Source organism: Anthropogastromicrobium aceti (assembly GCF_020687335.1).
Lineage (GTDB): Bacteria > Bacillota > Clostridia > Lachnospirales > Lachnospiraceae > Anthropogastromicrobium > Anthropogastromicrobium aceti.
The window spans coordinates 18160-34421 of record NZ_JAJEQN010000030.1; the positions used below are offsets into that span (position 1 = coordinate 18160).

Sequence of the window (16262 nt, forward strand, 5' to 3'; positions counted from 1 at the left end):
TAGTCGCAACTATATCGCCCTTAGACAATGCCTGCCTTCTGGAAGTGCTTTTTGAACACACCTTTTGCAATCAAAGCGCCGATGATGCCTGCAACGAAAGTCACAACGGCGATAATGACTACCATTGTTCCATTCATAAAGCTATGTAACTCTGCCAGATACTCAGCACTCACACCGTTAGAGGTGGACATATCATCCACATAGCCGGTCATAATGACCATAGGGAGATAGGTTCCCAGCGCAAAGAACATCATATAGGCGGAATAGCCAATGGTATTCAGCCAGAAGCTCTTGTAGTGGCCGATACGGGCCAGAAGCTCCGCAATTATGGCACCGGCAATAAAACCGACAGCAACCGCCCATCCTGCGCCAATCAGAAACTCAATCAGGCCGATCACCACACCGCTCAAGAGAACGCTCCCGGCCTTTGGCACTTTAGCGCGCATCAGCATATAGATAATGCCTCCAGGAATTGCAGCAATGGCGCTCCCAAACGCAAAGGTCACCACGGTAGCTGCGGAGGCAAAGATGCACACCATTACTACGGCAAAGAACAGAACCGTAAAAATGCCCAGTGTAATATAGTCCTTTGCCTTCATTTTGTCGGACACGCCGACAGCTTTTGCTTGTTCACTCATATAGATAGCCCCTTTCTATTATTGGTATATAACTAAGATGAAGTCTTTTCATCCATGCGAATGACACGGGAACAAATCTTCATCAGTAGTTCATTGTCATGGGAAATCACCAAGATGGCTTTCCCTCTTTTGGACAGCGCACTTAAAATTCCTGCAACACTCTCCATGTTTTTGTAGTCCAAGCCGCTTGTAGGCTCATCAAAAATAAGTACCTCTGCATCCCGGAGAGCCGCAACGCCGATAGCAGTGCGCTGCTTTTGCCCACCTGATAGGGACATTGGATGCCGCTCTTTATAAATCGTCAAATTCAGCTCATCCAGAATATCGTCTATTCTCTTTTCGTCTTTATCCTTCTGGTCAGATAATGCCAGCAGTAGTTCCTGGTAAACGCTATCGGTAAACATTTGATAGTCCGGGTCCTGCATGACAAGATATGCTTTCCTGATCCGCCGTTTGCTTGGGATCATACTGTTTTGGTATAGAACTTCTCCACGGAGTTCCTTCTGCAAGCCACATAAAGTCCGGGCTAAAGTTGATTTCCCACATCCATTTTTTCCTACCACACCAACAATTTCTCCTGGGTAGACACGAAAATTCAGGTGCTGCGCCACGGGTTTCCCTTTCTCATATCCTATCGCAAGATCTTTAACTTCGACAGCCGGGGTATCGTTTCGAGATGGCATTGTTTCTGGAAGTTCTAACCTTGCAGGCGTATAGCTTCTAAGTCCCAGCGCCTTGATTTGCTCGGTACTGAGTAAAGCAAAATCACGGGCGGACCAAGATTGTTTCAGCTTACCATGTTCCATAAGGACAATGCGGTCTGCAATCCCATTCAAGAAGTAAAGGCGATGTTCGGATACAACAATCGTTTTTCCCTGCGCCTTAATCAGCAAAAGCAGCCGCCGTAGTTCTTGGATGGCCTCCGGATCCAAGTTTGAGGAAGGCTCGTCCAAGACAAAAATATCAGGATTTAATGCGTAAACGCTGGCAAAGGCTATGGTCTGCTTTTGCCCGCCGGACAAGTCAAACAGGTTGCGATCCTTTAACTTTTCAATATGTAATTCCCGGATAGTCTGTTGGTAACGGTTCAACATCACTTGATAAGGCATCCCCTTATTTTCCATACCAAACACAATCTCGCTGTCCGTATCCAGGCTGAAGAATTGACTGCGCGGATTTTGGAAAACAGAGCCTATCTTGTCTGACAAATCGTGCGGTTGGATCGTGCGGGTATCAACTCCGTCAATGAGAACCGCCCCGGACATTTCCCCTTCGTAAAAGTGGGGAATAAGCGTATTTATCAACCTGGTCACACAAGTCTTTCCACATCCAGATTCGCCAGTGAGAACAACACACTCCCCCTTTTTAATCTGCAAATTGAAATCTTGCAGATTTTCCTGTTCAGCGCCGGAATATTGAAAAGATACATGGTCAATATCAATCATCATCATATCCTCCCATATATCTGGTATTTGCAGAAAAACAGCACAACGAAGGCAACAAGAAAGAAGCACAGTACCATCCAATCTTTAGCATGAACTTTTAGCTGAATGAACGAAGTTCGTTGTGCCGGATTATCAATGCCTCGTGTCACCGCAGAAGCAGATAATTCTTCTGCAATCGAAGCAGAGCGCATCACGATGGGGATAGCGATTGCCTCCAGAATGAGCACAGGGCGCGTGAATACATTTTTCCACGAAAGTGCGATGCCTCTTAACTTCATCGCGTCATAGATATTGTGGATCTCCTCACTGAAAGTCGGAAAAAAGCGCAATACCATAGCGAATGTAATGGTAATGCTCCGAGGAATTTTTAGCGAGTACATGGCCGCAATCAATTCGCTGACTTTCGTTGTAGCGATAAAGGTTGAGGCAAAGAGTACCACGGGTATCATCACCCGAATAAACAATGTGAAGATCGACAAAATAGTTTCGATGGCCTGGGGAAGGAAGGCGCAAAGCTGCTGTATGGCCGCAATCACCACATAAAAGATAAGGTATTTCAATACAATCTTTTTCTGCCCCATCAGGCACGAAAGGATACAGATAAAGAAAAAACACACGCTGCCAAGAATGAAATCCTTCAAGCCGAACACCATAAAGTTGATAAGAATGAATAACAACAACTTTATTCGTGTGTCTATAACAAGCACAAATCACCACCTCCTAAAAATGGGTTGATGCAGTTAGATAAAGCTAACTGCATCAACCCATTATACACAGTCCCTCAATTTTTTTCCGCTCCATTCCTTTGAGATGATGCAGAAAATAGCCCGTTCTTCCTATTTATTTTTTCGATAGTCCTTTGGTAACATCCCATACACAGATTGAAACGCTTTAGCAAATTTGCTGGCATTGCTATATCCGAGTTCTAAAGCTATATCCCCGATTTTCATTTTATCTTTCGAGAGCCACTGGGCTGCTAAATTCATTTTGTATTTTTTGAGATACGCATAGGGTGTGTCTCCGTAGATATGAGAAAAAACCAAATGAAAAACAGAGAGGTTTAAGTGTGCTTCCTTTGCCAACTGCTCCAGAGACACTTTTTCATCCAAATGGGAAATGAGGTATTCTCGTATCGCTTTTGTGGTCTGTATCTGTTTCTTATCAAAATACTTCAAATCGCACCCGTTAATCTGTGTCAACTGATCCATGTGGTATAGTAATTCGATAGCTTTGATTTTGAAATAGCCGATTGGCTCCGTCTCAGCGGCAGAATATAATTCTGAAAACAGATGCTTCAACTGCGCTGGGGTATCACTGACATACCACCGTGTTTCAAGTCCCAGCGTTGTTCCTATTTTATCAAGGTCAATAGGGATTGTCTGCATCATCCGGCGTGTTCCATCTGAAAGCGCCTGACGGTCAATGACGAGGCTGACGCCGTAATATTTTCCCAAAGGGAAAGAAAAGGAAACCGGCAAATGCTCTGTTGCCGCAACGCTAAAATAGCCCTCTGGCAAATACGATACAGTGTGGTTAGCAAATTCACATTCATACCGGCCGGTCTGGCAGTGCGTGATCTGAATAATATCTGGATTAAACTTTTGTGTTTCCATAGACTCATCTGATTCAAAATCGAGGAAACAAAGCTGTATTCCCTCAAACAGATTATAGTTTTTTACAATTCCCCGGCCTTTGCAGCCATAATCTACGACTACACGATCATCACTTTGCGCCAGAACTTTGGCCTGCATACCGTACCAGTCTTGATTGAAACTGGCATTTCCCATTATCCTCACTCCAATCAGTTAATTATAACTTACTGATTTTATAATAACACACGCCTGGACGAAATTCAAGAAAATAGCCCGTTCATGTTTTTACGAGTCCAGATTCGGGATAATATTGGCAAGCAATGCCTGTGTTAATACACACAGGCCCGCAGAGAAGAAAATCCCTTTGTGATTTTCCTCTCCGCTTGCTTGTTGAGGGCAGCGCCCCCAAGCCCCTTTGAACACAGAATTTCATTCTGTGGCTGCGCGTTCTGCGAACGCTTTTGACCAGGACCAGCTTACCGCTGGCCGTGGTCTTTTTCTTTTTCAACATCCTGTTCTACCTCCATTTTCAGCACTCGATCTACATTTGCCTTTGCCGTTAAAAGCTCCCGCATTTCCTCACGGGAACGCCGGTACTCGGCATAGGTCTTTTTCTTTTCTTCCAGCAATTTCGCGTACTCCGTCTGCAACTCTTTGACCTTGGGAAGCTTCTTGACTCCCATCTCATCAAAGGCATTCTTAGCAGCCTGGTGGAGCAGAATTTCTTCCTCATGTTCTTCCCGGAATTTCTTAGAGTAACCCGCCTTGCGGTATGCCACATAGACCTCACGGGTCTTGGCATAATTTACGATGTGAGTACGCAGAACAGCGATCTCTGCCATGCGCTTTTCAGCCGCTTTGATCTGCGTCGAAAGTTCATTGTGATGTGCCGTGGCAGCCGTAGCCTTTTCTTCCAAAACCGCATACTCCAGCAGATTGTTCTCTGACAGGTAATTCATGGTCTGCGCCATTTGTTTCAGATTGAAAACTTTAGCCCATTGAGCATAGCCAGTACCTTTTCCAGCCTGCAATTTTGCCTGAATGTCCACCAGCAGATTGACCTTGGGCGGCTCTGCTTGTGTGACTGTTTTCTTTCGCGGGGTATGTGCTTTCTTCCCGGAGAGAACTGCCCGCAAATCTTCCAATCCATATCCTTCGCCCAGACTGTCCATGCGGGCGGCTTTCTCCCAACCAGAGAGTTTCAGTCGATACGATTTTCCGCGCTTTGAGACTTCACAACCATATTCTCGCAACAGCTTCAGCAGTTCTTCAAAGTCAGCAGGACTTTGTGATAATGCCTTGTCAATCGCCACACGAAGCAGCTCTCGGTGAGATGGCTTTGCCTGATCGCCCAGCCATTTGTTATAGCTCTTTCCGTGAAGTTTCGGATTCTCTACAATGGACAGTCCATTCTCAATACAGATGGTGTCACTTAGCCGACGAACCGCCTTGGTGCTGCCCCAAAAGTTTCGGAACTTCCGGTCATATTCTAAGCTGACCGATGACCAGATAATGTGATTATGAATGTGCGACTTGTCTATGTGAGTGCAGACCACAAAGGCATGATTGCCTTTAGTAAAACGCTTTGCAAATTCTACGCCCAGACGGTTGGCTTCTTCCGGCGTGATTTCACCGGGTTTGAATGACTGGCGCACATGGTAAGCGATCACATCGTCCGCCCCGCGCACCCGCCCGGTGGCGGCGATATATTGCCGCTTCGCCAGCAGAAACTCTGCATCGGCGGTCCGGCTGTCACAGCCATAGCCGGTAATTAGTTTTCCGTTGTCAGTCTTTTGCGGATTTGCCACATAATCAATAATATCGCTGATTGCTTGGCTCTCAGTGCGCCCCTTTCCGATATGCAGGGGCATGATGCGTGTGGTTGCCATAGAAGGGCCTCCTTTCTAAAAAAGAAACGGCCTGCATGGTGCAGACCGCTTTTGCTATTCTATAAAATCGTCCTCGATGTCCTCTAACCGCTTCGGAGGAAACCTCATCTCGTATTGTTCTTTTGCCAGTGCACGAACTTCCGGGCGCTTATCTTTCATTCGGTTTTTCAGCCAGGAAATCTGCTCCTTTGATAACCGCCAAGGGAGATTCAGTAAGCGGTTTACCGTCATTTGCTCCGCTTGTTTCTCCGGCGATAAAGAAGCACAGGATTTACAGATGTGCGCCGCATGACCTTTGCCGGAAAATTTTTCGTTAGCCTTATATTCTCCGCAGACTTTACAATAATGCCCATTCTTCTTCATAGGCTCGATTCCTTTTCACTGAGCGCATATAAACTGCGAACCGCCCTCATGATGATGTTCCACTCCAGATCTGCCGCATAGGAAAATTTCCTGCGGTAAGATTCCCAAAGTTTCTGCATCACAGAACTGCTTTCCACTTCATTCAAAACATCCACAGCTTCTGCAAGATGCCGTTCGGTTCCGCGTTTTTTAGCAGTTGCCAACAGTGCATCATAGAGCGTCTGCCGGTTCAATGTGTTCCCGTGGAGCTGATCCAGAATATAGATGTCATAGAAATCTCTCATGCGGGTGTTGGTGGTGGTTCTGGTGATGATTGTTTCCAGCTTTTCAGCCAGAACGGTTTCCAGATTGTATGCCCAAATGTCAATGGAGCGATCTTCCAGCATCAGCTTGAAAGAGTAGCGTACCTCCCTGGGGGTAATGGCATCCCCTGTGGAAATGTCAATCTTCAAAGGTGTCACCACACCGTCAAAGGTTGTAGTCATGCTGACCCGAATCCCAGGATACTCCGCTTCATCCATAATCTCTGAAATGCTTTTCAGCTGAAATTTGACGCCATCATCAATCGGCACACTCACAATAGCAGAAATCAGGTTCTCGATCTCCTCTACATTAACATTGGCTCCTTTTACAGTAGCGTCCAAGTCCATCGTGGAACGGGCATCCAGTCCAACCATTGCCGCTACCAGCATCCCGCCTTTCAGAATAAATTTATCACGATATTCAGAAAGGGAAATACGCTCCAGAAAACGCTCCATCATATAGTTTCGCATTAAAAGCTGTGCATCCGCAGATTTTTCTCTGGAAAGATTGCGAATCAAATCTTTTAGCTGCCTTGCTGTCTTTATCATAAAAGCACCTCCAAATACTGCCGTAAAATTTTTTCAACCCGGAACATACCGGCATACCGCATCAAAGTCCGCAGATCCTTGTCCTTTCTTCTGGCATACATCTTCAGCGCACCTTGAAAAGTCTGTATTTCCATGCTGCTTCGGCTGCGGAGCAGATCGCAGATGGTGCGCTCCATATCATAGACAGGAACCGTATGCCCAAAAGGTGTTTGGCCAGTTGTCAGCCCTACCTCATATAGTTCTGGTTTGATGGTGTAAACAGAAAGGCCCTCTGCCTTTAAGCGAGTGGTGCTGTACCCTCTGCGCACCGTGATAGCGTATGGAGATGGTTCCCGGTCTGTCAAGTCATGGAAAAATAGCGCTGATTCATGGGAAAATACTGCCTGACCACATCGCAGATGTAACAGAAACATCGCATCAATCCAGGTGTCCTCGGAGACATAAATTCCGTGAGCAACCTGCTGAAGATTTTTCTCTTTGACATATTCATAAAAAATGGGTTTTACAATTCCGCTGGCGATTACCTGTGCGGTTTGCAGCATCCCATCATGCTCGGTCAGAAGTCTGTCTAATTGCTCAAACCGTTCTGATTTGGTCACATCCATCACTTCCTTTCGTGCTACTATTATACACGGATGTAGCACAGAAGTAAATATAGCAATTTAACAGACACTGTCTGGCATTTTTGTGACCGCGCATTTTATCCATAAACCAAATCCTGAATGGCAAACTTCAAGTCCTGCACCTTGCCCAGCAGCCAGATGGCAGCCATCGGCAGACCATAGGGACTAATAAGGACTGCCATCACCAGCAGGATAATGCCGTTTTGCAGGGAACAGGTCAGCAGAACCGCCACACCCAGCAGGGCGATCACCATGCTGATAAGCCCCAGCACCAGACCGGAGACATAGACGATCCCCACACAAATCCAAACGAACAGGGTCAGCGCCAGAATCACCGGAACCATCACGATCTTCAACAGCAGTTTCAACAAAAATACCAATGCCCTCATTGTTATGCCTCCTCCCAAAATCACAGTTCCTGTTCCTGATTCCATTATCCCTGTCTCACAGCCAAAAGGCAAGGATATGGGTAAAAAGAAAAAGCGGAGGAAGGCGCGGCGAAAAGAACGCCGTTCCTCCCTCCGCAGATGGGGTATTTGTCCTGATTATGAAAGTTTAGCGAGCCGGGTCAGTATCTCCTTAACGCCGTCCCATAACTGTTCCTGCCGTTGGGATATATCCTCCAAATCGGCATCATAAATCCGCCCGGTCTCATGCACCTTGCGGGTCAGCTGGTTTAAGTTGTTGCTGCTCCGGCGCAGCAGGGATACCAGTTCTTTCAGTTCCGGCAAGTCCAGCTGCACCACATAGCCGTCCACAGCCATTTTCCGCAGATAGGCGCTCAGGTTTTTTGTCCCAAACTGTGCCATTTTCTGCTGAATCAACTCCATTTCATCAGCGGATACCCAAAACAGAACCGGCACATCCCGCTTGCGCTTGGGGCTGCTCATCGCTCCGGCTCCTGTTTCTTCGGGGCGGCAGGCTTATGGGCAGGCGGTTCCTGTTTGAGCTTTTGCAGGACAGAACTTTTCTGCTGTTCCTGCATGGTTTTTCTGGCCTGCCTGGTAAACAGATCGGTCAGACCGGGGTTGACCCCATCCACAACCAGATAGGCGCAGTGGCGGGAAGCGCCGCTGTCCTCCGGCATGGGAATGGTTTTTGCCCAGGCTTTATTGTCCTGAGAGATACGCCCGTCATGGTTCTTGCGCTGGATGGTGTTTGCAAGAATGAACTGTACCCGTTCCGTCCCGAACTTTTCCAGCACATCTTTGACCGCCGCCTCCGTATCCAGCCGGTTCTCTGCATAGTGGGCGCTGATGGTCTGCTCAATGGCTTCTTTGCAGGCGCTGTTCGCCTGATACGAACGGTTATATTGTGCCATCTCTCCATGCTCGGACGCATAGGCGGCAGAATGGGGGTAGAGAGGGGCAGTTCGTAATTCTTCCTGCGCCTTGCACACATCATCGGCACGGTTTTCAATGCTGTCCCGGATCATATCCATATAGCCGGTCTCCAGCTTTTCAAAATAACGGTACACATCCGCCAGCGGCGAGGGAGATTCCAAAAGCGCCTGGGCCTGTGCGTCGGTCAGCTCCAGCTCCTCCATCGCCATCACAATATCCTCACGGACAGTATATTCATAGGTGTGGTGCAGGATTTCTTCCGGGGGCTGGCTTTTCAACCAGTCCCTATATTTTTCCTGCTCAGTGGCCATCTTTTCATAAAGGGCCGTATTCAGATTATTGGTATTCATGTTATCGCACCTCCTCATGCTGTTTTGGTTTCTTTTCTGTACTGCGGGGCGTCGCCGGACGCTTCAGGCTGTCCAGCACCGAAGTCCGTGTGCTTTTGGCAACAACAGCCTCGGTGTGCGCCTGTCCCTTTCCGTCGATGTTGAGCAAAGTATCCAGCTCCACCAGACGGGCATTTTTGCTTCGCAGTTCTTCTTCATAAAGGAATGGCTTTCCGACTTCCTCCTTTGCGGCAGCCTGTTGCTGATAGAGGTTATCCAGCTGGGCCTTTGCCGCCTCCAGACGCTGGGGCATCTGGGCGAGGGCATTGTCGATACGGGTAAGATTTCCGCGAGGGTCTGTACCAAGGGTTGCCCGGTGGGTCATCTGTCCTTTCAGCAGGAGCGTATACTCCTGTTTCCAAGCGGAAAATTCCACGGATATGGCATATCCCCGGTAGCTGCCAATCTGCACCGGATCGGAGGTTTTGACCTCCTTGCAGGCATCCAAAAGGGCTGCGCCGGCGTTCTCCTTATCGGTCAGCAGATCGCCACGGATTTCCATACCAGCAAAACCGTCCTCCGGGTGCGGGTGCGCTGCCAAAACCTCCAGATCGGATTCAAAGCCCTTGATAAAGCCTTTGTGCTTTTCAATTTCCTCCGGGAAGTATTTGAGCAGCTGGTCCTCCAGACGGTACTGCTTGCTCTGGTGGTCGGCTTTCATCAGCTTCAGCTTGGCAACCTCCACATCCAAATCCATACGCTCCTTGATGCGGGGATCTCCGGCGCACAGGGCTTTGATCTCGGCAAAGGAAAGCGCCGTTTCGTCCACATCATCGCAGGAACGCACCGGCGATTTAGAAGTCATGATCTGACTGATGAATTTTTGCTTATTCTCCACCGTCTGCCAGAGGTATGCGTCAAAGGTTCCTTCGGTCACATAGCGGTACACATGGACAAGAGGATTCTGGTTGCCCTGGCGCTCGATACGGCCCTTGCGCTGGGCAAGGTCTCCCGGTCTCCACGGACAGTCCAGGTCATGAAGTGCCACCAGACGGTCCTGCACATTGGTGCCTGCGCCCATCTTGGCGGTGCTGCCCAAAAGGACACGAACCTGACCGGTACGGACCTTAGAGAACAGCTCCTTTTTCCGCACTTCGGTATTGGCTTCATGGATAAAAGCGATCTGGTCGGCAGGCATTCCCTGAGCAATGAGTTTCTGACGAATATCGTCATATACCGTAAAGACCGGTTCCTGCTCCGGCAGAGGCACAGAGCCTTCCAATGCGTGAAGCAGTGGATTATCCAGCGTTTTCGCCGCCTTGCTTGCAGGAGCTTTTGCCTGCGGTGTAGAAATGTCGCAGAACACCAGTTGGGTCAGCTTGTCAGCTTTGCCATCCCGCCAGATCTGCATGATGTTGTCCACGCACTGATTGACCTTTGTGCCAGGTTCATCCGGCAGCATCTGGTTGACGATTCTCTGGTCCAGGCCCAGCTTACGGCCATCCGAGGTAATCTTGAGCATATTGTCCTGGGACGGGTCAACGGTTCCGCTGTGTACCAGCGATGCGCGCTCCGAAAGGGCCTTGACCATTTCCTGCTGATGTTCGGTAGGCTGCGCCACGATGTTGTGGTATTCCACTTCCGGGGTAGGCAGATTCAGCTGGTCGGCGGTCTTGATGTCCGCCACTTCTTTGAACAGGTTCATCAGCTCCGGCAGGTTGAAAAACTTGGAGAATCGAGTGCGCGCCCGATAGCCGGTCCCTTCCGGGGCAAGCTCCAATGCTGTGACGGTCTCTCCAAATCGGGAAGCCCAGCAGTCGAAGTGGGTCATGTTCAGCTCTTGCAGGCGTTCATACTGAAGGTAACGCTGCATGGTGTAAAGCTCGGTCATGGAGTTGCTGACCGGTGTGCCGGTGGCAAAAATCACGCCACGGTTTCCGGTGATCTCATCCATATAGCGGCACTTGGCAAACATATCGGAGGATTTCTGTGCGTCCGATGTGGAAAGGCCAGCCACATTCCGCATTTTTGTATATAAAAACAGGTTCTTATAGTTGTGAGCCTCGTCTACGAACAATCGGTCTACACCCAGCTGCTCAAAGGTTACCACATCGTCTTTTCGCCCCTCGGCTTGCAGCTTTTCCAGTCTGGCTTCCAGAGATTTTCGGGTACGCTCCAGCTGCTTGACGGTAAAACGCTCGCCGCCGCTGGCCTGCACCTCTGCGATGCCCTCAGTGATCTCGTCGATCTGCTCATAGAGAAGCCTTTCCTGGCGCTCCCGGCTGATTGGGATACGCTCAAACTGGCTGTGTCCCATGATAATGGCATCATAATCACCCGTCGCAATACGAGCGCAGAACTTCTTTCGGTTATGGGTCTCAAAGTCCTTTTTGGTGGTGACCAAGATATTGGCGGAAGGATAGAGGCGCAGAAACTCCGACGCCCACTGCTCGGTCAGGTGGTTTGGAACCACAAAAAGAGATTTCTGGCACAGTCCCAGGCGTTTGGCTTCCATCGCAGCGGCCACCATCTCAAAGGTTTTACCTGCGCCTACTTCGTGTGCCAACAGGGTATTTCCTCCATACAGCACATGGGCGATGGCGCTTTTCTGGTGTTCCCGCAGGGTAATGGCCGGGTTCATCCCTCCAAAAGTGATATGACTGCCATCATATTCACGGGGACGGGTAGAGTTCATTTCTTCGTTGTACTGGCGCACCAAAGTCTGGCGGCGTTCCGGGTCTCTCCAGATCCAGTCCCTAAAGGCTTCCCGGATAGCTTGCTGTTTTTGGGCAGCCAGGGTGGTCTCCTTGGCGTTCAGCACGCGGCGCTCTTTTCCGTCTGCGTCCTCTATGGTGTCATAGATACGGACATCCCGCAGGTTCAGGCTGTCCTCCAAAATCTTGTAGGCATTGGCACGGCTGGTTCCGTAGGTGGTGTAGGCTGCCACATCGTTGTAGGATACGGAAGATTTCCCCTTGATCTGCCATTCAGCGGTAAAGGACGAATAGTTGACCTCGATACTGCGCTGGAGATAAAACGGGGTATTAAAGGTCTCATACATAAACTGCTGGATATATTCCTTGTCAATCCAGGTAGCGCCCAGACGCACCTCGATCTCCGACGCATCCAGGTCTTTGGGCTGGGCGGCGGTAAGAGCTTCCACATTGACTGCATAAACCGGGTCCTGCTGTGCCGCCCGCTGCGCCTGACGCAGTTTTCGGCGTACATTGCCGGAGAGGTATTCATCAGCAGTCACATAATGGGGCGTTCCGTCCTGCTCCAGCTGTCCCGGTACACGGAAGATTACGCCTTGCAGCTCTCCGGCCAGTTCTTCTTTTGTTTTTCCGGTAAGCTGGCTCATATAGTCCATATCCACGCAGGCTTTTTCCGAGATGGACACCGCCAGTGCTTCACTTGCCGTATCCACCACAGCCACCGCCTGATGGGGCTTGATGGTCCGCTTGGTGAACATATCTGCCTTGCGTTCCAGTTTCCCGTCCTCGTCGATGACTTCCAGCGCACAGAGCAGGTAATAGGAAGAATCATCTGCATAGGCCAGACGGTTTGCACGGTCATTGATGAGACCGTATTTGGCAGAAAAGCTGTCATAGAGGCTGTTCAGTTCCGCCTGCTTCTCCCGAATGGTGCTGTCCGGAACCGCTGCATCCATCTGAAGGTCGATCAGTTCCTGCACACAATCACGCAGTCCCACAAGACCTTTTACACGGGCTTCTGCGGTGGTGTTGAGATCCGGGCGCACCATGCGGCTGTTTTCCCGGTAGTACACCTGCCCGTCTACAATGGCATAGGAATAGTTCTTCACATTGGGGTCGGCAGGAATGGAGGTGTCAATAGCTTCGCCTTCGCCCAGCTCCGGCAGCTCTGCCTCCTGATAAGTGCCATGAATATACTTCACCGCATCATGCAGCTGGTCGGAAAGCTCCAGTCCCTCGATAGGGTTCACGGTGTAGTCCATACCATGAGCAGTGCTTACCGGCTCCTGTCTGCCCAGCACCATTTCCGGGTGGTCGATAAAATACCGGTTGATGGCAAATCCGTCCTCCGTCTGTCCGGTTTGAGTCCATTCCGGCACGATGTCCAGCGGGCGGTCCCGCTTTTGGAGAAAGATGATGTCCGATACCACCTCGGCACCGGCATTCTTTTTGAACGCGTCATTCGGCAGACGGATAGCTCCCAGCAGCTCAGCACGCTGGGCAAGATAGCGGCGCACGGTGGAATCCTTGGCGTCCATGGTATATCGAGAGGTCACAAAAGCTACCACACCGCCGGGACGCACCTGATCCAATGCTTTGGCAAAAAAATAGTTATGAATACTGAAATTCAGCTTGTTGTAGGCTTTGTCGTTGACCTGATACTGACCGAAAGGTACATTGCCGATGGCAAGGTCAAAGAAGTCACGCCTATCGGTGGTCTCAAAGCCGCCTACTGTGATGTCCGCCTTGGGATAGAGCTGCTTTGCGATGCGCCCGGAAACAGGGTCCAGCTCCACGCCGTACAGACGGCTGTTTCGCATTTTCTCCGGCAGCATACCAAAGAAATTGCCCACACCCATAGACGGCTCCAGAATATTTCCGATCTCAAATCCCATACGGTTCACCGCTTCATAGATGGCCTGAATGACCGTAGGGCTGGTGTAATGGGCGTTGAGGGTAGAGCTTCTGGCGGCGGCATATTCCTCCGGGGTCAGCAGTTCTTTCAGCTGGGCATACTCTAAAGCCCATGCCGGTTTCTCCGGGTCAAACGCATCAGAGAGACCGCCCCAGCCCACATATCGAGAAAGAACCTCCTGCTGTTCGGGGCTTGCCTGCTGTCCGGCAGCTTCCAGCTCTTTCAGCAAACGAATCGCATTGACATTTGCCTGGAACTTGGCTTTCGGACCGCCCTCACCCAAATGCTCATCTGTAATGCGGAAGTTTTTTGCATTGCGGCGCAGGTTAGACTTGTATTCCTCATAAGATGCTTCCTCGGCAGCTTTGACATTGGGAAAGGTCTGCCACTGGCCATTGACCTGAATGGAAACCGGGTGTTCATCCAACACTTCCTCAAAGGTTTTCTCCGGCTCAGTCACAGGGGCTGGCGGCTCCGGCTCCTCGATATGCAGTCCTTCCACCACCACATCATAAGGCAGATTGTTCTTATCGCCCGGATAGACGGCCATGGTCTCGGAATGGAAGGTCGGGGATTCGGTAGCCGGTTGGGGCTGTTCCTGTCCAAAACCGTCCTGCTGACGGGCATACATCCCGCGCAGCAAAGGTGCAACCTCATCCCAGCGGAAATACAGCATAGCCAGACGCTTTTCCTCTGCATCCATGACTTCCAGCTCTATGCCCTGTGCCGTGGTACGGTAATCGGCAATATCGCCAGTCTCCAGATTCAGTGTCTCGATCTCACCGGAATAGGCTCTGCTCAGCCAGTAGGCGATCTCGCTGTTGCTCCTGCCGGATTGCAGCAGCGTGGAAATCTGCTTTTTATCCGCTTCATCCATCAGTCCATGAGCCAATACATCCCGCAAGTCCTGATCTGTCTTGTCCGGGTCAATAGGAAGAAACTCGGTATAGTAAGCATTGCGGCGGTCTGCCCGAAGCAGCTGCTCGAACTGTTCTTTGCGCTCTGCCCGGTAGATGGGATATACCATCCCGGTGGGCAGAAGCTGTACGGTGTCCTCCCGCAGCTCTGTGATCTGATAGGCGTCATCCTCGATATACACGGTATCGCCCACGGCATAGACCGGGGCGGCTGGGTCATAGGAGGTTCTTTGCGGAATTGGGCGGCGAACTGCGTCATATTCCTCATCGGAAATGGAAACTTTGGAAGTCTGCTCTGTCTCGGCATCTGACATCACCTGTTGGATAAACGGATCATTGTCCAGTTTTTCCGGGTCTGTCACCTGTCCGTTGACGATCCCTCTTTCTTCCAGAGCTTCCCGGATGGCGATTGGGTCGATGTCGTCAAAACGGTTCTGTTCTTCTTCGGTATAGAACCGGTCCTCCTGAATGAGCTGGGCAAGCCTGCGCTGTACCTTCGGCCAGGGCAGCTGCGTTTCCTCCGGGCTGCCGGCACGGACAACGAACAGGCTGTTGCTGTTACTGCCGCCGTATTCCTGAGCCAGCCATGCGGCGGTATCTTTTTCTCTTGCATGGTCTTTCATATAGCGGACAACAGCGTGTTTACTCTCGATATTGCCGTTCCATGCACAAAGGGCAGTATCAATATCTTCCTGAGAAAGAGGGCGCAGAAGCTCATGGAGCTTTGGATAGGTCTCGTCGATCACTTCCCGGTGCAGACGCTGACGGAACTCCGGCACATCCGAATAGAGTCGGATCAGCTCCATATCCTTATAACCAAGAACCGCACGGCGCACAGCGGCATTACCCTCGATGACAGCATTTTCACGGTCAGAATGACCGCAGGCATTGCGATATGCGGTATCCTCGGAAATGGTGGCAGTCACCACAGGCTTATACTGCTCAAACTGCTCCCCAAGGGTAGGCTTTGGCGTTTCTTTCTCCACCTCCGGCTGCTGTGCTTGAATGGCATCTTCTTCTGCCAGTTCCTTTTCAGCCTGGATTTTGTCATACTGCGCCTGTTCCTGTTCGGTAAGATAGCGGTCTTTCTGGACAAGTGAGGTAATGCGCTTGGCAACCTTTTCCCAGTTCAAGTGAACATCCGGGCAGTCCTGCTTTTTATAGTGCAGTCCTTTCCCATCGTGATCTTCGCCGCTGTGTGTTGCGCCGGACAGGGCATGAGAGCGTCCGCCAATGCCATACTCGTCTTTGAGGAATCTCACTTTCTCCTTATCCGTATGGTTTGCCATGAAGAACGCATAGATACGGCCTTTTCCTCCGGCGAAACTGCTGCCGCCGGTCATAGCGGCGTCGATCTCATCCTCGGTAATGAAGTGCTGGACGGTTGGCACTTGGGAAAGCTCTGAAGAAAAGGTCCTGCGGGGCAGGTCAAGGTCCTTCAGGTTCTCCCAGATCTCCCTCGGTCTATGATAGTGAAAACGCAACAGGTCACGGTCCTGCTGATAGGCAGTCCAGAAGGCGGCGTATTCTTCCTTGAGTGTCTGGCGGAAAGCCGGGTCACTCAGCTGCTCCGTCAGGCGGCGAGTCTCCTCCGGGAAACCATTGCCTTTGATCTCTGACAGGCAGGACAAATATCCGGCTTT

The 16262-nt window shown here is 50.4% G+C and carries 12 protein-coding genes; all 12 read right to left on the bottom strand.

Annotation, left to right across the window (positions count from 1 at the left end):
* Window positions 1-20: 20 nt before the first annotated feature.
* Complete coding sequence (locus LKD48_RS11505) at window positions 21-638, bottom strand: MptD family putative ECF transporter S component (protein ID WP_257340046.1); 618 nt, start codon at window positions 636-638, stop codon at window positions 21-23.
* 32 nt (window positions 639-670) lie between these two features.
* A complete protein-coding gene (locus LKD48_RS11510; protein WP_257340045.1) occupies window positions 671-2083 on the bottom strand; it encodes an ABC transporter ATP-binding protein in 1413 nt (470 codons plus the stop codon).
* Between the two features lie 2 nt (window positions 2084-2085).
* Complete coding sequence (locus LKD48_RS11515) at window positions 2086-2790, bottom strand: energy-coupling factor transporter transmembrane component T (protein ID WP_058722591.1); 705 nt, start codon at window positions 2788-2790, stop codon at window positions 2086-2088.
* A 129-nt stretch (window positions 2791-2919) separates the two neighbouring features.
* Window positions 2920-3870 carry a helix-turn-helix domain-containing protein gene (locus tag LKD48_RS11520; RefSeq protein WP_195601560.1) on the bottom strand — a complete coding sequence of 317 codons (951 nt, stop codon included), beginning with the start codon at window positions 3868-3870 and terminating at the stop codon, window positions 2920-2922.
* A gap of 281 nt (window positions 3871-4151) precedes the next feature.
* Window positions 4152-5564, bottom strand: a complete 1413-nt coding sequence (locus tag LKD48_RS11525; protein WP_308732070.1) for a relaxase/mobilization nuclease domain-containing protein — start codon at window positions 5562-5564, stop codon at window positions 4152-4154.
* Between the two features lie 54 nt (window positions 5565-5618).
* A complete protein-coding gene (locus LKD48_RS11530) occupies window positions 5619-5927 on the bottom strand; it encodes a hypothetical protein (RefSeq protein WP_069432441.1) in 309 nt (102 codons plus the stop codon).
* The gene (locus LKD48_RS11535) at window positions 5924-6778 is read right to left on the bottom strand and encodes a nucleotidyl transferase AbiEii/AbiGii toxin family protein (RefSeq protein WP_069432442.1); all 855 of its coding nucleotides are present in this window, start codon (window positions 6776-6778) and stop codon (window positions 5924-5926) included. Before LKD48_RS11535 ends, LKD48_RS11530 begins: the two co-directional genes overlap by 4 nt.
* Entirely contained in the window at window positions 6775-7383 is a 609-nt protein-coding gene (locus LKD48_RS11540; protein ID WP_002576209.1) for a type IV toxin-antitoxin system AbiEi family antitoxin domain-containing protein, read from the bottom strand. The genes LKD48_RS11535 and LKD48_RS11540 overlap by 4 nt, the downstream gene beginning before the upstream one ends.
* A gap of 95 nt (window positions 7384-7478) precedes the next feature.
* Window positions 7479-7790, bottom strand: a complete 312-nt coding sequence (locus tag LKD48_RS11545) for a CD1845 family protein (protein ID WP_069432443.1) — start codon at window positions 7788-7790, stop codon at window positions 7479-7481.
* A 156-nt stretch (window positions 7791-7946) separates the two neighbouring features.
* A complete protein-coding gene (locus LKD48_RS11550) occupies window positions 7947-8291 on the bottom strand; it encodes a plasmid mobilization protein (RefSeq protein ID WP_069432444.1) in 345 nt (114 codons plus the stop codon).
* Window positions 8288-9094, bottom strand: a complete 807-nt coding sequence (locus tag LKD48_RS11555; RefSeq protein WP_069432445.1) for a DUF3848 domain-containing protein — start codon at window positions 9092-9094, stop codon at window positions 8288-8290. The genes LKD48_RS11550 and LKD48_RS11555 overlap by 4 nt, the downstream gene beginning before the upstream one ends.
* 1 nt (window position 9095) lies before the next feature.
* A complete protein-coding gene (locus tag LKD48_RS11560) occupies window positions 9096-15962 on the bottom strand; it encodes a helicase-like domain-containing protein (RefSeq protein WP_331466849.1) in 6867 nt (2288 codons plus the stop codon).
* Between the last annotated feature and the right edge of the window lie 300 nt (window positions 15963-16262).